The sequence below is a fragment of the Hyunsoonleella rubra genome (genome assembly GCF_042684665.1).
GTDB lineage: Bacteria > Bacteroidota > Bacteroidia > Flavobacteriales > Flavobacteriaceae > Jejuia > Jejuia rubra.
On the sequence record NZ_JBHULY010000034.1, the window covers coordinates 70,025 to 87,946 of the forward strand.

15 protein-coding genes and 1 tRNA gene are annotated in these 17,922 nt (G+C 38.3%); 2 read left to right on the forward strand and 14 right to left on the reverse strand.

Features of this window, described 5'->3' with window-relative positions; translation table 11 throughout:
- Positions 1-103 precede the first annotated feature (103 nt).
- From ACFSR8_RS13490 to ACFSR8_RS13545, 12 genes are all read right to left on the reverse strand, one after another.
- A complete protein-coding gene (locus ACFSR8_RS13490) occupies positions 104-2,920 on the reverse strand; it encodes a M16 family metallopeptidase (protein ID WP_380292890.1) in 2,817 nt (938 codons plus the stop codon).
- 158 nt (positions 2,921-3,078) lie between these two features.
- On the reverse strand, positions 3,079-3,579 hold the full coding sequence (locus ACFSR8_RS13495) for a mechanosensitive ion channel domain-containing protein (protein WP_380292892.1): 501 nt from the start codon (positions 3,577-3,579) through the stop codon (positions 3,079-3,081).
- Positions 3,580-3,628: 49 nt separating this feature from the next.
- Positions 3,629-5,746 (reverse strand): methylmalonyl-CoA mutase, encoded by a 2,118-nt coding sequence (gene scpA / locus ACFSR8_RS13500; RefSeq protein WP_380292895.1) that lies wholly within the window; start codon positions 5,744-5,746, stop codon positions 3,629-3,631.
- A 5-nt stretch (positions 5,747-5,751) separates the two neighbouring features.
- A complete protein-coding gene (locus ACFSR8_RS13505) occupies positions 5,752-6,432 on the reverse strand; it encodes a hypothetical protein (protein WP_380292897.1) in 681 nt (226 codons plus the stop codon).
- A gap of 2 nt (positions 6,433-6,434) precedes the next feature.
- Complete coding sequence (locus ACFSR8_RS13510) at positions 6,435-7,820, reverse strand: methylmalonyl-CoA mutase subunit beta (protein WP_380292899.1); 1,386 nt, start codon at positions 7,818-7,820, stop codon at positions 6,435-6,437.
- Complete coding sequence (locus ACFSR8_RS13515; RefSeq protein ID WP_380292901.1) at positions 7,813-8,142, reverse strand: FtsB family cell division protein; 330 nt, start codon at positions 8,140-8,142, stop codon at positions 7,813-7,815. Before ACFSR8_RS13515 ends, ACFSR8_RS13510 begins: the two co-directional genes overlap by 8 nt.
- On the reverse strand, positions 8,143-8,748 hold the full coding sequence (udk, locus tag ACFSR8_RS13520) for a uridine kinase (protein ID WP_380292903.1): 606 nt from the start codon (positions 8,746-8,748) through the stop codon (positions 8,143-8,145).
- A 68-nt stretch (positions 8,749-8,816) separates the two neighbouring features.
- The gene (locus tag ACFSR8_RS13525) at positions 8,817-9,221 is read right to left on the reverse strand and encodes a c-type cytochrome (RefSeq protein WP_380292905.1); all 405 of its coding nucleotides are present in this window, start codon (positions 9,219-9,221) and stop codon (positions 8,817-8,819) included.
- A gap of 11 nt (positions 9,222-9,232) precedes the next feature.
- Positions 9,233-10,360 (reverse strand): PQQ-dependent sugar dehydrogenase, encoded by a 1,128-nt coding sequence (locus ACFSR8_RS13530; RefSeq protein WP_380292907.1) that lies wholly within the window; start codon positions 10,358-10,360, stop codon positions 9,233-9,235.
- A 20-nt stretch (positions 10,361-10,380) separates the two neighbouring features.
- Positions 10,381-12,675: a TonB-dependent receptor domain-containing protein gene (locus tag ACFSR8_RS13535; protein ID WP_380292909.1), complete on the reverse strand. Its 2,295-nt coding sequence runs from the start codon at positions 12,673-12,675 to the stop codon at positions 10,381-10,383.
- Positions 12,676-12,745: 70 nt separating this feature from the next.
- Entirely contained in the window at positions 12,746-13,708 is a 963-nt protein-coding gene (locus ACFSR8_RS13540; protein WP_380292911.1) for a D-2-hydroxyacid dehydrogenase, read from the reverse strand.
- Between the two features lie 290 nt (positions 13,709-13,998).
- Positions 13,999-14,466 (reverse strand): hypothetical protein, encoded by a 468-nt coding sequence (locus ACFSR8_RS13545; protein WP_380292913.1) that lies wholly within the window; start codon positions 14,464-14,466, stop codon positions 13,999-14,001.
- Between the two features lie 146 nt (positions 14,467-14,612).
- On the opposite strand from ACFSR8_RS13545, the gene trxB reads away from it, so the two are divergent.
- Positions 14,613-15,593: a thioredoxin-disulfide reductase gene (trxB, locus tag ACFSR8_RS13550; RefSeq protein WP_186559222.1), complete on the forward strand. Its 981-nt coding sequence runs from the start codon at positions 14,613-14,615 to the stop codon at positions 15,591-15,593.
- Positions 15,594-15,687: 94 nt separating this feature from the next.
- A tRNA-Pro gene (locus tag ACFSR8_RS13555) sits at positions 15,688-15,762 on the forward strand.
- 207 nt (positions 15,763-15,969) lie between these two features.
- On the opposite strand, the gene ACFSR8_RS13560 is transcribed toward ACFSR8_RS13555, so the two are convergent.
- Entirely contained in the window at positions 15,970-16,806 is an 837-nt protein-coding gene (locus ACFSR8_RS13560; protein WP_380292915.1) for a GIN domain-containing protein, read from the reverse strand.
- 333 nt (positions 16,807-17,139) lie between these two features.
- Positions 17,140-17,865: a head GIN domain-containing protein gene (locus ACFSR8_RS13565; protein WP_380292917.1), complete on the reverse strand. Its 726-nt coding sequence runs from the start codon at positions 17,863-17,865 to the stop codon at positions 17,140-17,142.
- Positions 17,866-17,922: the final 57 nt, after the last annotated feature.

Consider the following 17,922-nt stretch of genomic DNA (forward strand, 5'->3'; position numbering starts at 1 on the left):
TTAAGGGGGTAAAAATACAATTATTTATCAGGAATAAAAACGTAACTTGTTAACAATAAAGTATTGTTCCGTATGGCTTTTGTACCGTGGATTCTCAAATTATTTATTCGGGTCTTTCAGGATTATGGATACCTAAAATATAGCCCTTTGTTAAATATTTTTTGCCCACTGCCTGAACTTGTTCCGCGGTTAGTGCGTTAATTCGCTCTTCGTACTCAAAAATTTTGGAAAGGTCCTGTTTGTTATAATCAGAATTTTTTAACCTATTCAGCCAATATTTATTCTTCTTTAGGTTTTGCTTGGTTTTAAGGATTTGGCTCTCTTTTACTTTTGCCAAATCTTTTTCGGTTGGCCCATTTTCAATAATCTTTTCCAATTCATTAATGGCTACTTTTATAAGCTTGTCCACATTTTCTGGTCCGCAAGGAAAGCTAATACTAAAATTATAGCGGCCGTATGGCACTTTGGAGATATTGCCTCTTGCTCCAACACCATACACGTCACTTTCTTCTTCCCTGAGTTTTTCAATAAGCTTAATGGTCAAAATTTCTCCCAGACTTCTCAGTGCGCGGGTTTCTTCAGGATTATATTCAGTTTCACCTTGATAAATAATCCTGACGCTGCTTTTCGGGTCAGTGCCTTTTTCTACAATTTTGGTATGACTTCCCGTCAATGGTCTGTATTCGGGGATCTTATAGCTTTCCTTTTCCGTTTCTGAAGGTAAACTAGCAAGGTAGGTTTTGCAATATGCTTTGATAATCTCCTCATCAATATTTCCAACAAAATAGAAATTGAAGTCACCAGCATTTTTAAAGCGTTGGTTGTACAATTTATATGCTAAATCGTAATCCGCATTATCCAAATCTTCTTCGGAGGGGAAGCCAATATATCTGGGATTATCTTGATTCAAAAATTTGCTGAATTCATTTCGAAAATAATATTGGGGATTGCCAAGTAAATTCTTAATAATTGCTTTTTGTTTATTTATAAATGAAGCAAAAGCTTTCTCGTCTTTATTTAACGCCGTAAAATATAAGTGAATCAACTGAAACATGTCTTCCAGATATTTGGGAGAGGCAGAACCTGAAATTGATTCGCTGTACGGCCCAATACTTGGTCTAACGGATACAATTTTTCCCGATAGCATTTTGCCTAATTCTATTTTATCAAAACCGTTTACACCGGCCTCTGATAGAGCTCCATTGGCATAACTAGTAGCCTTGTAATCTTCTAATGAGTATAGGGATGTGCCACCGTAACTAAAGGAACTAAACAGAATTTCATCATTTTTAAAATCAGTGTTTTTATAAGTAACAGTCATACCATTGCTTAATGTTAATGTTGTGGTTCCTAAAATATCATTATGCACTTCATCTAAAATCGAACCTTCCTCAGGAATTTTGGATATTAAGGATTGGGCAACTTCTTTGTCATTATACGGTTCTATTTCAATAGTATTTATGTGCTTCAAAAGGTCCAATACTTGTGTTTCGGTAACTTTAGCAATACCTTCTTTTTCAGGCCCAGTGATGACGATTACCCGATTTTCATCCTTTACAAAGTCGTTAATGATGTTATTGACGTCCTCAAGTTTAATGTCAGGCAAATGTGTTTTATGAAATTCATACTCCCAGGCAATTCCTGGAATGGGTTCACCATTTAAAAAATGCCGCACATATTCACCAACAATGTTTCTAGACATATTCTTATCCTTGTCCTTAAAAGCTTTTTCAAGGCGTGATAAAATATTTTGTTTAGCACGATTAAACTCCCCTTTAAAGAAGCCGTGTTGCCTTACACGTTCATTTTCAATCAGCAAGGTTTTAAGGGCATCCAGCTGCCCAGTCTCGCTGGTGACAGCAAAGGATTGATAGGCCGCTTTTGTTTTGGCCCAAGTACGCCCATGGTAGCTAGCGCCATAAACAAATGGCGGATTTTCACTATTGCGTAATTCGTCCAAACGGTTGTTTATCATTCTTGTGAATAAAGATTTAATCATTCCTTTTTTATAGTCTTCAAGAGTTTTCATTTGCTTTACATTGGTACTATCCTTAAACAGTACCTGTACTCTTGATATAGGGGCTTCGTTATCGAATTCTATGGCAATAAATGTTTCTTTATGGTTAGGTAGATAAAAAACCTCTCTTTCCCGTGGATTCTCAGCTTTTGGAATAGTATTGAAATGCTGTTTTATCTTTTCTTCAAGGGTTGCAACATCAATGTCGCCTACAGCAATTACGGCCATAAGGTCCGGTCTGTACCAATCTTTGTAAAACCGCTTTAAAACATCGTAATCAAAATTTTCAAGAACGTCTTTTTTGCCTATAGGTAATCGGGATGCATATTTTGAACCGTAGAGCACTTTGGGAAGATAATTTTGCAACATGCGCTTATCGGCTCCTTGGCCTAATCTATATTCCTCTAAAACCACACCACGTTCCTTATCAATTTCTTCATGGTCCAGCGTTGCATTGTGTGCCCAATCCTCAAGAATTTGGAAACCTTTGTCCAGTTTTTCGGAGTCATCGCTTGGAATGGGAAGGATATACACCGTTTCGTCAAAACCGGTGTAGGCATTTAAATCGGCTCCAAAAGTCACGCCTATGCTTTGCAGATAATCTACAAGATCATTCCTTTCAAAATTCTTGGTGCCATTAAAATTCATGTGCTCCATAAAATGGGCCAAGCCTTGCTGGTCGTCATTTTCTAAAATTGAGCCGGCGTTAACTACCAAGCGCAGTTCCAGTTTGTCCTCCGGCTTTTTGTTATTTCGAATGTAATAGGTGAGGCCATTGGAAAGCTTCCCTATTTTTACATCATTGGAAGTAGGTATTTTTTGAGCCACCGATGCGTTTTGGGCTAAAATGTAATTTGAAACGAAAAGAAATAATGAAATGGCGAAAAGAACGGTCTTTTTCATGGAATAATTGATTTTTATGAATTGATGAAATATTGGTCATGAAATTAAGTAATATGTTACAGTTCATTAGAAAAATTCATCAAGATTAACGTGAATTTAACTATCAAATTAGTATTTCCATTTAGCCTTAGGAGAATGAAAGCCCAATAGCTTTCGGTTTATCCCTTCCCCATTTTCTTGATACTTTTTTGGATGAAGATGTTATTAGGCAATGTCAGAATTTCTTTTTCCTTGGTTTCCAAGGTGATAAAGAACAGGCCTGTTTCAATAACTTCACCTTGAATTTCATAATCCTTGGCTTCAAGGATGGAGATATAATCATTGAGTTTTACGGGGTGTTTAAAGAAAATTATGAAGCTTGAAGTGATATTTGAAAGGATCGACCATTGCGCAAAAAAGGCTACACCGACAACGGTAAGCACAGAACCAATAAAAACAGCTAATCTAGACTGGTCAATGCCCCAGATCAACAAAATAAAAAGTGCGCATAATGACAGAAATAGAGTATTGATAATACTTTTCATGATAAGCCCTCTTGACTTCTGAATAAGTTTGTCGTTCAAGGTTTTATCAATAATCTTGAAGCTTATAAAGCGCAAAACGAGATAAATCACGATAACGATTATGGATTCAATAATTCTGATATAATCAATTTCCATAGTTTATTTGGGAAAATTTTAAAGTCGTTGGAAAAATTAATTCAATTTTTTAGTCCAAAAGTATTTCTAAAATTTTTATTGCTGCATCACTAATCTTCGTTCCTGGCCCAAAGATGGCAACAGCTCCTGCATCAAACAAAAACTGATAGTCCTGTTTGGGGATCACACCGCCAACGATTACCATAATATCGTCACGTCCGAAATTTTTTAGTTCTTCAATCACTTGAGGAACCAAGGTTTTATGCCCGGCAGCTAAAGATGAAACGCCAAGAATATGTACATCGTTTTCAACAGCCTGCTTGGCGGCTTCTTGTGGGGTTTGAAATAAAGGGCCGATGTCCACATCAAAACCGATATCGGCATAGCCAGTAGCCACTACCTTGGCACCACGGTCATGCCCGTCCTGACCCATTTTTGCAATCATAATGCGGGGTCTTCTGCCGTCCTGTTCGGCAAATTTATCGGCAAGTTCCTGTGCTTTTTTAAATGAATCGTCGTTTTCTATGGCTTTACTGTACACTCCTGAAAATGATTTTATCTGTGCCTTATAGCGTCCGAATGCCACTTCCAGTGCATCGCTAATTTCGCCTAAAGTCGCACGGGCTCTAGCGGCTTCAACAGCTAAAGCTAATAAATTTTCTTGTCCGTTTTGCGCGACCTCCGTTAATTTTGATAAAGCAAGGTTTACTTTTTCCGAATCTCTAGTGGATTTAATAGTGTTTAGGCGCTTAATTTGGGCATTGCGAACCGTTTGGTTATCGACTTCCAAAGTGGAAATTGGATCTTCTTTTTCTAACCGGAATTGGTTAACTCCAACAATGATATCTTGTCCGGAATCAATTCTTGCCTGCTTTCTTGCGGCGGCTTCCTCAATCCTGATTTTTGGGATGCCTGCTTCAATGGCTTTGGTCATGCCCCCTAAATCCTCCACTTCCCGGATCAGTTTCCAAGCCTTTTGGGCAATGTCATGTGTCAATTTTTCAACATAGTAGCTCCCGGCCCATGGATCCACAGTTTTCGTGATCTGTGTTTCTTCCTGAAGAAAAATCTGTGTATTTCGTGCAATTCGAGCAGAAAAATCTGTTGGTAGCGCAATGGCTTCATCCAAAGCATTGGTATGCAAACTTTGTGTTCCCCCAAAGGCAGCAGCGGCCGCTTCAATAGTGGTACGGGCTACATTATTAAAAGGGTCCTGCTCCGTCAAACTCCAGCCAGAAGTTTGGCAGTGGGTTCTAAGGGCTAGGGATTTTTCGTTTGTTGGGTTGAACTGCTTCACGATTTTTGCCCAAAGCATTCTAGCGGCACGCATTTTGGCAATTTCCATAAAATGGTTCATGCCAATGGCCCAAAAAAAGGATAGCCGTGGGGCAAAGGTGTCAATGTCCATGCCCGCATTGATGCCGGTTCTCAAGTATTCCAATCCGTCCGCTAAGGTGTAGGCCAATTCGATATCGCAAGTGGCACCGGCTTCCTGCATGTGGTAGCCTGAAATACTGATACTATTGAATTTCGGCATATTTTTGCTCGTGAATTCAAAAATATCAGAGATGATTTTCATGGAAGGCGTGGGAGGGTAGATGTAGGTATTACGCACCATAAACTCCTTTAAAATATCATTTTGAATTGTTCCAGAGAGCTGTTCCAACAAAACCCCCTGTTCTTCCGCCGTCACAATATAAAACGCCATTATTGGTAAAACCGCACCGTTCATCGTCATGGATACAGACATTTTATCCAAAGGTATTTGGTCAAAAAGGATTTTCATATCCTCTACGGAATCGATGGCCACACCTGCTTTACCCACATCTCCAACCACACGTTCGTGGTCGCTATCATAACCACGATGGGTGGCCAAATCAAAAGCAACCGATAGCCCTTTTTGGCCTGCGGCCAAGTTTCTTCTGTAAAAAGCATTGCTTTCCTCCGCAGTACTAAATCCCGCATATTGCCTAATCGTCCATGGCCGTCGCACGTACATCGTACTGTAGGGCCCACGTAAATAGGGTGCTATGCCTGCAACAAAATCCAGATGGTCAACATTTTCTAAATCCATATCAGAATAAACCGATTTCACGGCAATACCTTCAGCAGTTTCAAGGGTATTAATTTCGGTCTTCGGTCTCCCGTCTTCCGTACTTAAAATAATATGTTGAACATTTTTCCTCAAATCAATTAATGGTTGTGTCCAGCATGCGGATCATTAGTTTCCGGTGCTTTTGGAGGCAGTTTGTTAAAATCCACTTTTGCCTTTGGTTTTTCTGTAACCTGGTTTAAATCTACATCAAAAAGCTTTGCATAGAACAAGTCAAAAGCCATATAAGCTGATAAATATTTATCCCGAATTGCTAATGAATATTTGGATTGCAATGCAGGTCCAAAAAGTTTCGGGCTCATGCTATTTGTAGTTAAAAGGGCATTTAAAGTCGTCTTCAAATTATTATCCGAGATGTTATCCACAATACATTTAAACACCGGGCTGTCATAATTCAATTTACTTTTGGCGCCATTGGGATTCCATAATTCGCTTTTGGTTTTCAATACTTCAAAAATTTCCACTGTATGGGGAGACACTACTTCCGCATATTTCACCCGATTTCTAGTGGCATAACTTACAAATTGAGAATACGCTCGAGTAACGTTAGGGTTGTCTTTTCCATAGTGCGCGATGATGTCTTCTTCAAATGAAAATAAGGCTTCATTTAGCAGTTTCGCATCAAAACCATCACAATTTAATACAATTCCCTTTTCGGCGAATTTAAAGTCGCTCAGTGTTTCTTCCTTTGTCTTCTTTTCGCAACTGCAAAAGGTGATAACAATCAAAAATACAATAAGGTTAAGTTTCTGTTTCATCATAATCATTCGGTTTTTAAGCGTTCTTGTTCTGATTTTTCGGTTAATCGTTTTTCTATTATAGGTTCAATTAAAGTTTTTCTTTTCTGTTGCTTTACGAAAGGATATAGTTCCAAGTTCTGTTCCATTCTGTCCTCGGGATTGGGATGTTTGTTGCTCCCCAAAATAATGGTTTCACCGGCGTTGAACTGACCCTGTTCCTTCTCTGCACTTTCCTTGATTTTCCGTTGAATGGTGCCATCTTTTAGCTGTTTCAAAAAGCCACCATTCGCTTCAATATCCTTGAATAATGCCAAGGCTTTTTCTGCCAATTGAGCCTTCAAACTTTCGACATAATAGGAGCCATCCGCAGGATTGTCAACAGTATCAAAGTAGCTTTCATGCTTTAGTATCAATAGTTGATTTCGGGCAATTCTTGAACCAAAAGCATTTTGTTTGTGAAATATGGCGTCATATGGCAAATTGCAGATTGTATCCGCGCCACCCAAAATGGCACTCATGCATTCGGTAGTGGTTCGCAACATGTTCGTATTGTAATCGTAAATAGCTTTATTTCGTTTTGAAGGTGTTGCAAAAATATGGACGTTGTAATTCAAGCTGTACTCTTTTTTAAGAGTGTCAACAAGCAACCGGAGTGCCCTTAATTTTGCAATTTCAAAGAAATAATTTGAGCCGACCGAAATATTAAAAGTGATACAGATTTCCGATGTGTTTTCAGTTGAAATCGTGTTTTCAAAATGATTGAAATATTCATTTGCATGGGCTAGGGCGTAGGCCAACTGTTGCGCGATATTAGCACCTGCATTCTGATATAATGAAACATCAACGGCAAAGGATTTTGATGCTTTTACTATAGCTTCAAACTTTGAAAAGTCATCTTTTAGGCTTGAAAACCAGTTTCCTGTTTTGGCCAGGTTTCCAATGATATCTGTGTTTATTTGGATTCTTTTCCGATAGCCATCGGGATGTGCAGGAATTACAGATAGTTGTTTGACAAATTCCGCCGAAAGAAATTCTAATTCAAAATAAATTTTGATGGCTTCAAGATCGATATTTTCCAAGAGTTGTTCAAGGGAAATATCCTCGGAAGGTATGATAAAATTTATACTTTCGACACCTCCTTTTATGGAAGCAAGCGCATTCAGGTTTGATTTTTTTAAATCTTCCACGTAAATGGTCTCACATATTTTAAATTGGCTGGCTTGGGTTTTCGAAACAGGAGGGAATTCCTTAAAATCATCCAAATGATAAAATGGTTTGACTTGGATGCCTTCATTGCTTGTCCAAATTAGGGAATCATTGTAGTCGGCACCCTTTAAATCGTATTGGATTTTTTGTTTCCACTGTTTTGCGGAAACTGGTTCAAATTCATTAAATAACGATTCACTCATTATCCTTTGTTTTTAAACTGTCTTCGTATTCAATAATGAAGATTTCCTCGTCTTCACGTTTCATGTAATATTCCTCGCGGGCAAATTTTTCCAAACCTTCCTCCGTGTTTAGCTCCTTCAATGCCTTTTTATCCTTTTCGATTTCCTTTTTGTAATACTCCTTTTCGGTTTCTAAATCATCAATATCATTATTGAGTTCATTGTGGATAAACCAGGAATTACTGTCAAAAAAAATCATCCAAACCACAAAAACAATCAATATCAAAATATAGATGTTTTTGAAGGGTTTTAGGTATTTATTGTTGGGGCTAAACTTTCGCATTTAGAGTTTTTCGTTGATTATGGTTCTTACAATATCTATGGCCACAGTGTTGTAATGGTTGTTCGGGATAATGATATCCGCGTATTCTTTCATCGGCTCAATAAATTGGTCGTGCATAGGTTTCAGTGTGGTTTGATACCTGTTGAGCACTTCGTCCAAGTCTCTTCCCCGCTCCGAAATATCCCTTTTTAATCGCCTTATCAATCGCTCATCACTATCGGCATGCACAAAAATTTTGATGTCGAACATGTCCCGAAGCCCTGGATTGGTGAGGATCAAAATACCTTCAACAATCATCACTTTTCTGGGTTGCGTAATAATGGTATCCCCGGTTCTATTATGTTTAACGAAGGAATACACGGGTTGGTGTATCGCTTTACCCTTTTTTAGCGCTTTCAAATGCTTCACCAGTAAGTCGAAATCGATACTTCTCGGGTGGTCAAAATTGATATTAACGCGCTCGTCATAGCTTAAGTGGGAGGTATCTTTATAATAGGAGTCTTGTGAAATTACGCCAACCTCACCTTCAGGCAACTCTTTTAGCAACTGGTTGACTACCGTTGTTTTGCCACATCCTGTACCTCCAGCTATTCCTAAAATCAGCATACCAAATTACATACTTGAACTAGTAAAACAAATTTAGTAAATGTAAAAAAACAAGGTAGGGTTTTTGTTTATTTTTTAATGGCCGAAACTTCTTCAACGGTCACTATTTTGTCACTTTTATTGCCCCAACTATTGTACACATAATTCATTACATCGGCTATTTCCTCATCATCTAAACCCATGGGTGCCATATAACCGTTGTACACTTTTCCGTTTACCGTGATTTCTCCTTTTTGTCCAAATTTGACTCCCTTTATGCTGGCTTCCCTGTTATTCATTAAATAATCAGAATTGGCTAAAGGAGGGTATACGTTTTCAACACCCTCGCCTGCGGGAAGATGGCAGTTCATACAGAAATCAGTATATACTTCCTGTCCCCGGGTGATGCTTTCCTGCAGTTTATCTTGCTGAAAACTTAGGGAGGAAAACAAGGTGAGAACAGCGCCGAATATGATAAATAAAAATAGTTTCATGAGGTTTGAATTTAATTAGTCTTAGGTACAATTCTAAAGATGCCTTTTCCTTCCACAGCGACGTAGACAAAACCATCTGGGGCTTGCTTTACATTCCTTAAACGGCCTATGCCTTCAAACAGTTTTTCCCGTTTTATCACTTTGTTTTCTTTAAGAATGAGGCGTTCCAAATATTCAAATTTTAAGGAACCCACCAAAAGATTGCCTTCCCAATCTGGATATTTATCTGAAGCAACAATAGCAAAACCACAGGGAGCGATGGACGGTACCCAATAAAATACCGGTTGTTCCATACCATCCTTTTCGGTGATGTCCGTAAACGTCGTGCCACTGTAATTGATGCCATAGGAAATCACGGGCCACCCGAAATTTTTCCCTTTTTGTATGATGTTAATTTCATCGCCACCTTTGGGGCCATGCTCGTTGGTCCAAATTTCACCGGTAACGGGATGTTTTACCAAACCTTGGGGATTGCGATGCCCATAACTGTAGATAGCTTTTTTGGCATCAGTTTTATCAACAAATGGATTGTCCGATGGGATGCTACCATCGTCATGCAATCTGTAAATTTTGCCACAATCGCGGGTGATGTCCTGTGGGTTAACATCGCGATTACCACGATCCCCAATAGAAAAATAAAGGTAGCCTTCGTTGTCAAAATCAATTCTTGACCCCCAATGTTGACCTTTTTTGGAATTTATTGCCGCTTTGTACAATACTTCTTGATTGGTCAAGCGTGTGCCTTCCAATTTGGCTCTCATGATGGCCGTGTTGCCACCGACACCTTCACCCTCAGTGGAAGCATAGGAAAAGTAAATCCAGCCGTTGGTTGAATAATCTGGGTGCAGTTTTATGTCCATAAAACCGCCCTGCCCCCTGACATAAATATCCGGTAGGCCTTCAATTTCTTTTTTTTGACCTCCTTTGAAATGAATGAGCGTTCCTGTTTTTTCAGAAATCAACATACTTCCGTCAGGCAAAAATTCCATGCCCCATGGGATATTTAAGCTGTCTACAACAATTTCGGTATCATAATTTAATGTTGCCGGAGCTTCTGCTTTAATCTCAGATTCGATTTGTTGTGCACAAGCATAGAGGGATATCGACAAGAAAATCAATACGATGTTTAACTGTTTCATTTCTGATGTAATTTATATGTCTAAAAGATATAACTAAAATTTATTCCTGAAAAATGATTTACAGGATTTCCGGGATAGTAATATCTCGGAAGGTTATTTCCAAAACTCGGAGCATTAATCAAAATTTGGGATGCATAATGTATGTCGAAGATATTGTTTATTCCACTGAAAACATTGATTTTTAAGCTTTTATTAAGGGTTTTAGCCCACCCTATTTTAAGGTTTACCAGTCCATAGCCTTCAGAGTATAGGTTGTTACTGTCGGTAATTGGCATTTTGCCGACGCCGATATAATTTATATTGCCATAAAAGCCCCAATCGGTGCTTGCCTGGATAACGGCGTTAAAGACATGCTTGGGCACGCCTGTTAAATCGTTGCCAGAAAAATTTTTGTCATCATCAACAAATGTTTTAAAAACATATCGATTTAAAGAATAGCTTGTAAACAGGTTAATGCGATATTTTGGGCGTTGGAGCAATTTGTAATTTAAAGTAGTCTCTAAGCCGTCATGCTGCGTTTTTCCCGCGTTAATGCCGATAAACTGATCTTCTGCTGTCCTTCGAGCTACTAAAAGATTTTTAATGTTCATGCGATAGACCGAAAGATTAAATTGAAGTCTATGGTTAAAAATTTCGCCTCTTGTACCAACTTCGAAATTCCATCCCGTTTCGGGTTTTAAATCTGTATTAATCTGGCCGTCGGGGAGCAATGTTTCGCCAAGGGATAAAGGCGAAAAACCATGACCAATATTTGAAAATACGCTCACATTTTTGCTCACCCTCTGGGATATGCCTAAAGTTGGCGAAAGGATAGTATTGAAATTAAAATTTCCGGATTGGTCCGGATTGTCATTTGAAACAGGAAAGCGATCCTCTAAGTCATAGTTTGTTCGATTTAGATTTAATCCCATGGAAACAATTAAATGTTGTGTTAGGTCAATATTGGCCTCGGCGAAAGCATTGAAATAGCCTCGATTTTCTTTGAAATCCGAAAGTTTGTCGCCTTGAACACTTCCGGTCTCGGGTGGAAAATCTTGGTATAAATTATCGAATGTTTTGTGGCTATAATTATCCTTAAAATATTCTCCTCCTATTGTCCAAGAAAAGGGTTTTATACCCAGATTGGCATCACCCATTAGTCTTGTCCTGAATCCGAAAGCAACGGTATTTTCTTCTAAAATATTAAAGGGGCGAGGTTCAAATGCCTCCCTAAATGAGGTAAACACGCTGGTGATATACCGGAGTTTTGAGCTGAAGTTATGCATCCAAGTCAGGCCAAAAATGCCACGTTTTGCATCTTCAAACCCTTTGGCACTTTGCCATGTAAAGGCGGCCTTTTGAGGTTGATTCTCAAAATCATTTTGGTTTAATGAGCTGGGGATAAAAGCCTTAAGAGCGACGTAGCTTCCAAAGACCATGAGTTCGTTGTTGGCATTAAGCTGATGGTTTGTGCTTAGGGTAAGGGTTTGTCGGTTGTATTTGTTATTTTCCCTAAAACCATCACTAGAGGTGTTGCTATAAATGGCTTTAAAATTATTGGTTTTAGTTGTTAGGTCTACATTCAGAATTCCTTTTAGGAGCCCGAAAGAGCCTATTTGAAGTTCGGAATTTATTTGTGATTCATTTAAATATGATGTATCGGATTTCAAGTGGATTACTCCTCCAAGTCCTGCGCCATAACTACTGGATGTTGCACCTTTGGTAATTTCTATTTTGGACAATGAGGCTAGTTCGAAATCTTCTATTGTAGTTTCCCCACTGCCATTTGTTAATGGAATATCATTGAAATACGCTCTAATTTTAGATGTCCCAAAAGGTGTTCTTGAGCCTATGCCACGTATAGTAATTCTATTGGTGTTCAGCGCACCATTTTGCATAAATACTCCCGGTGTTCGGTTTAGGATCGGGGCAAAATCGGTATGGTTGGACTGTTCGATGTCTTTGGCGCTTATAAGGTGGATCGCATTTGTGGATTCCATAAAAGCCTTCGGGATTTGATGCGCATTGACAATTACTTCATTTAGCAAAGCAGGGTCCCTGCTTAACTTTATTAGTGGCAAGGACTTGGGAGTAAGGGTAAACTGAAGTGAAATGTAGCCTTGTTTTCCAATTAAATAAATTCCTGTTTTGGCTACTTTAAACCGACCTTCAGAGTCGGTTAAAACGGACGTTCCCGTTTTAATAAAAGTGATTTTTACGTCTTTTAGTGGCGTACTGTCTGAAGCGTCCACAACCTTGCCTTCAACCTGCGCAAATGTACCATAGGAAAGACAAAGAAATACATTTATTAAAAGGGTTCTGAGTAAGGGATTCACAAAGGCAAATTAACTAAAAATAAGAATAAACCCGTTAGGTTAAGGATGATTCCTAATGCAAAATAGCGCATTAATTCACCACATTTTGAGGTTTGCCATTTAGGTAAGCCTTTAAGTTTTCAACTGTGGTCATCATTAAACGTTGTCTGGCTTCTTTAGACGCCCAGGCAATGTGTGGCGTGATAATACAATTTTCAGTCTGCAATAAAGGATTGTCTTTTTTCATGGGTTCTTCCGAAATCACATCAAGGGCAGCTCCAGCTAGTGTGCCGGTGTTTAGTGCATCTGCCAAATCCTTTTCAACGACTAATGGGCCTCGGGCGGTATTGATTAAAAAGGCACTTTGTTTCATTTTCGAAATTGTTTCTTTTTTGATAATGCCTTTTGTTTCAGTCGTTAAAGGACTATGCAAACTCACAAAATCGGAGTCCTGCAATAATTCGTTAAGCGAAACAAATTTCAAGCTTTCATTTTCATATTCGCTATAAATTGTACGATTGTATACTAAAATTTTCATCCCAAAAGCCTGAGCCAATTTAGCTGTGGCCTTGGCTATTTTGCCAAAACCAATTAAACCCAATGTTTTTCCTGACAATTCTATCAAAGGATAATTCCAATAGGAAAAATCTTGGCTTTTGACCCAATCCCCATTCTTAACTGAGGTATTATGGTCGCCAATATGATGACATAATTCCAACATCAAAGCCATTGTAAATTGTGCTACAGCTGAAGAGCTGTAGTCGGGAACATTGGTGACGGTTATTCCTAATTTTCGGGCGGTGTCAATATCTACTATATTATATCCAGTAGCTAAAACACCAATATATTTTACCGACGGCACTTGTGAGAGAATATTCGAGTTCAAGGGGGTTTTATTGGTGAAAATAATTTCGGCATCACCAATATTTTCAATAACAGCATCATCATTATAAAGGGTTCTGTCAAAAACATTGATATCTCCAAATTGAGCTATGCCGTCCCAGTTTAAATCACCCGGATTTAAAGTATATCCGTCTAGTACTACTATTTTCATGAATCAAATTTTGTTCATAAAGATACTATTTGAAATTAAGCATGGAGTTAGAAGATTACATTATTATTTTAGTTTTCTGAAAAAAGAGGGTGTCCTTCTAAATTTATTCGAATTTGGCTACGCTTGTTATTTTGAATTCCGAGTTTACAGATTTATGTTTAACCAGAAGTCAACTAAAATAGGTGCAAAAAGCGTTATTTTAGTTATTTATTTTGCCAGAAACCACAAGGTTTTAGAAGTTATAAGAAACTAACTATTGAAAGTGTTGATGATCTGTTTGGTTTAAACAATTAATCTACTCTAATATAGTTTTCAGCATAAACGTAGTCTCCTAAACTATCTACTATAATTTGAGAATATCTATCTTCTGAAATATTAATCTTAAAGATCCACTTATTACGTGTTTTTAATTGCTCATTTACAGGTTTAGAACCATAATCTAATGTTTCAGTTAAAATACCGTCTTTATAGGTATAATCTCCTACTCCAAACCAATCTAGAGAATCCCAAGCTCGTAGTTTGCTCCACATGACCTTGCTTTTAGAAAACATTTTTCTTTGTTTTAACTTGCTAGAGGGTCTGATGGTGTCAAAAGTTTCTCCCCCATAATTTACATAACTATCTATTTCCCAAACTCCCTCTAGAGTGTATTCCTTATTTGCTTCTTGTTCTGTTGTTTCCAGATTAGTTTGCTTGTCTGAATTGTTGCAACTAGTAAATATTAGAACAGCTGCAATAAAATATAGATATTTTTTCATGATGATAAAGTTTAGTTTGTAATCAACAAGTTACGAAAAAGAAAACAGGTATAAAAAAATATTATTGAGCTATTATTTGTGTTAATAACTTCCATGTAAGGTTTGCGCCAAAAATTCTACTTTTGTTCTACTAAATTGATAAGATTATGGCAGAAGATATAGAAAGAGTAAAATGTTTGATTATAGGATCGGGTCCTGCAGGTTATACCGCGGCAATTTATGCGGCGCGGGCCAATATGAAACCTGTATTATACCAAGGAACGCAACCCGGCGGGCAGTTGACTACGACCAATGACGTGGAGAATTTTCCTGGATACCCCGATGGAATTACAGGGCCGGAAATGATGTTACAATTACAGGCTCAGGCGCAACGTTTTGAGACGGACGTAAGAGATGGCTGGGTGACCAAAGTTGATTTTTCCGGGGACATCCATAAAGCTTGGGTGAATGACACCAAGGAAATTCATGCCGATACCATCATTATCTCAACAGGAGCTTCAGCAAAATATTTAGGTTTGGAGTCAGAACAAAAATATTTGAAGCTTGGAGGTGGCGTTTCTGCATGTGCGGTGTGTGATGGATTCTTTTATAGAAATCAGGAAGTAGTGATTGTTGGTGCTGGGGATTCAGCCTGTGAGGAAGCGCATTATTTATCTAAGCTTTGTAAAAAAGTAACGATGTTGGTAAGACGTGATGAGTTTAGGGCTTCGAAAATTATGGAAGCACGCGTTAGAAATACCGAAAACATTGAGATTTTGTTCAATACAGAAACGGATGAGGTTTTAGGTGACGGACAAGTCGTAACGGGTGTTCGAGTATTTAATAACAAGACTGATGAAAAATTTGAAATTCCGGCTACTGGATTTTTCGTGGCGATTGGGCACAAACCAAACACTGATATATTCAAGGATTATCTGGATTTGGATGAAACAGGATATATTATCAACGTTCCGGGTACATCAAAAACCAATGTAGAAGGGGTTTTTGTTTCAGGTGATGCGGCAGACCATGTTTACCGTCAAGCTGTAACAGCCGCAGGAACTGGCTGTATGGCCGCTCTAGATGCCGAGCGATACTTGGCAGCCAAAGACACTACCTTTGAAGTTTCTACTTCTACTTATAATTAATAAATTAATATTATTAGCAAAGGCCAAAGTTTTAATTGCTTTGGCTTTTGTTATTATTTAAAAATATGTTTTCTTTGAAAACTATTTTTAGAATCGGGATGTGGCGCAGTCCGGTTAGCGTACACGGCTGGGGGCCGTGTGGTCGCAGGTTCAAATCCTGTCATCCCGACAATCTAAAGCGGAAAACTTGTGTAGAAAGTTTACTTTTTTAAGCAGGTTTTTTGCTTTAGATATAAATTAAAGCAACGCTTTAATGTGCAACAAATGCGATGTAAATGGATTATTAAAATCCTGTCATCCCGACTAAATATAAAAACCATTCATAAAATGAATGGTTTTTTACTTTTAAATAGAGAAATTTAAGTGGCATGTTTTTTTACTTCACCTTTTTTTGAAGTTTAGTGGTATCCGTCAAGCTGTTAATGGTTATTTTAGGATTTTGATATAAGTAGATGGAACTTGTCCCAGTGGCATCAATAGTGATATCCTTAACGACCTCTAGGTAAGCTTCGCTCGAAATATTGCAAGCCACTTTACACGAATTTATTGTGAAATTTTTTCCCTGAAATTGGGCATTGTTGTCTAGCTCCAGCTCCGCAGAATCGCAGTTTCCTTCAATCTCGGCACTGGTCCTCTCCAAAAGTAGAGCGGTAACTTTAGGGGCGTTGATTAAGGCTTCAAGTTTTCCCGTGCCTCGCATGCTAACAACGCAGGTATCAGCAGTAAGGTTTAACTTCACTTTTGCTTTACCGGCACTTTCAAAGTTGAAATTATCTGTTTTGATAGTCAGTGCTACTTTTGAATCGCCCTTGGTATTCAATGTGCCGTTTAACAGTTCAAGGGGTGTCAGTCCGTTAATTTCAGAATTATCAGTAGTTTCAATATGCTTGAGGGTTTCGTCATAGCTAACTGTAATATTCAGCTTTTTTTTAGAAGTGATGCGCTTTAGCTTATCAAAAGAAAGCACACCATTTTTTACGTTGAATTGAATGACCTCGTGCAAGTTTTCATCAGCTTCAATCTCAACCGATGGTGTTCGATTGTATATGATATCAATTTCAAAATCTTCATCTAAAGCAATGGTATGAAAAGCATCAATTTCCGTGTTTACAATACTTAAAATGCGATTGCCCTTTATTTTTTCAAGGCTTTGGGCATGGAAAATTGCAATGGAGAATAAAGTAAAAATGAGCGTATAATATGATTTTTTCATTTTTAATGTTGGATTAATAATTAACGGGTTGGTTAAACACAATATTAGGACACGTAAAAGGAAAAAGCGTCACATTCAAAGATATGCAAAAACCACCCCAAACAATTGTGTTTGAAGTGGTTTTCGACAATAAAAATTTTCTTGAACCGAACTATTCCTGTGGTGGAGAGTTGTCAGAATGTTTTTTTGGTTTTACGTTTCGGATCCTAAAGTCGAAATTTTGTTATTTGGATTCCCGTCCCGATAGCTATCGGGATCACGGGAATGACAATTTCATAGGAAACCCCGACGCAGAGCGTCGAGGAATTCTTTTCAATTAATGGGTGCTAGTTGTTATTTTTTTCGGATACTTCCAGCTGAATTTTTATTGGCATCCACTTTCTTTGGGTTACCATAATATCGAATGTCGCCACCGCTGTTGGCATTGGCAATTAATTCTTTGGAAGTGTTCACTGTGATGCCTGCTCCGCTCGTTGCCTTTACGTTGGAGGATTCTGCAATTAAGTCCCCCGCCTTTATGTCACTACCGCTAGTTGCTGTAGCAGTCAGTTTCACGGTCTTTCCCGAAATTTTTTGATTGCTTCCGCTGGTCGATTCACAATTTAATGTTTGTGTATCCACACTTACTTTCATATCACTTCCACTAGTGGAACGCAAACTTAGGCTTTCCGCAGAAATGGTATTAGTGGAGTATATATCACTGCCACTCGTACTAATAAGGCTGGTAACATCCTTAAAGTGCACATTAACTTGTTTAGTGGCTCTGCCAATATTCTCAGAAGTATGAATCTTTAAAACCCCATTTTTTATTTCCGTTTCAATAAGGCCCATGACATTTTCATCGGCCTCAACAATTATTTTTTCGCTGTTGCCTTGAGTGATGTAAACGTCCAAGCCTTCAGTAGCTTTTATGCTGTTGAAAGATTCTGTAACGTTTCTGGTTTCCGTAATGACGTTGCCGTTACCGGTAACTCCGGGGTTGAGGTTGATGTCGAAATTGCATGAAAATAAGCTAAGGCTTAATACAGATGCGATAATGATTTTGATTAGTGTTGTCATGATTGTTCGTTTTTTGACCCTTCGACTACGCTTAGGGCATGTTGATGAATATGTTGC

Coding starts and splice junctions, on each gene's coding strand:
- ACFSR8_RS13530 (WP_380292907.1), bottom strand. CDS start 10,360: ATGAAACAGTTAAACATCGTATTGATTTTCTTGTCGATATCCCTCTAT.
- ACFSR8_RS13510 (WP_380292899.1), bottom strand. CDS start 7,820: ATGAGTGAATCGTTATTTAATGAATTTGAACCAGTTTCCGCAAAACAG.
- ACFSR8_RS13505 (WP_380292897.1), bottom strand. CDS start 6,432: ATGATGAAACAGAAACTTAACCTTATTGTATTTTTGATTGTTATCACC.
- ACFSR8_RS13545 (WP_380292913.1), bottom strand. CDS start 14,466: ATGAAAAAATATCTATATTTTATTGCAGCTGTTCTAATATTTACTAGT.
- ACFSR8_RS13565 (WP_380292917.1), bottom strand. CDS start 17,865: ATGACAACACTAATCAAAATCATTATCGCATCTGTATTAAGCCTTAGC.
- ACFSR8_RS13490 (WP_380292890.1), bottom strand. CDS start 2,920: ATGAAAAAGACCGTTCTTTTCGCCATTTCATTATTTCTTTTCGTTTCA.
- ACFSR8_RS13560 (WP_380292915.1), bottom strand. CDS start 16,806: ATGAAAAAATCATATTATACGCTCATTTTTACTTTATTCTCCATTGCA.
- ACFSR8_RS13495 (WP_380292892.1), bottom strand. CDS start 3,579: ATGGAAATTGATTATATCAGAATTATTGAATCCATAATCGTTATCGTG.
- udk (WP_380292903.1), bottom strand. CDS start 8,748: ATGCTGATTTTAGGAATAGCTGGAGGTACAGGATGTGGCAAAACAACG.
- trxB (WP_186559222.1), top strand. CDS start 14,613: ATGGCAGAAGATATAGAAAGAGTAAAATGTTTGATTATAGGATCGGGT.
- ACFSR8_RS13515 (WP_380292901.1), bottom strand. CDS start 8,142: ATGCGAAAGTTTAGCCCCAACAATAAATACCTAAAACCCTTCAAAAAC.
- ACFSR8_RS13540 (WP_380292911.1), bottom strand. CDS start 13,708: ATGAAAATAGTAGTACTAGACGGATATACTTTAAATCCGGGTGATTTA.
- ACFSR8_RS13525 (WP_380292905.1), bottom strand. CDS start 9,221: ATGAAACTATTTTTATTTATCATATTCGGCGCTGTTCTCACCTTGTTT.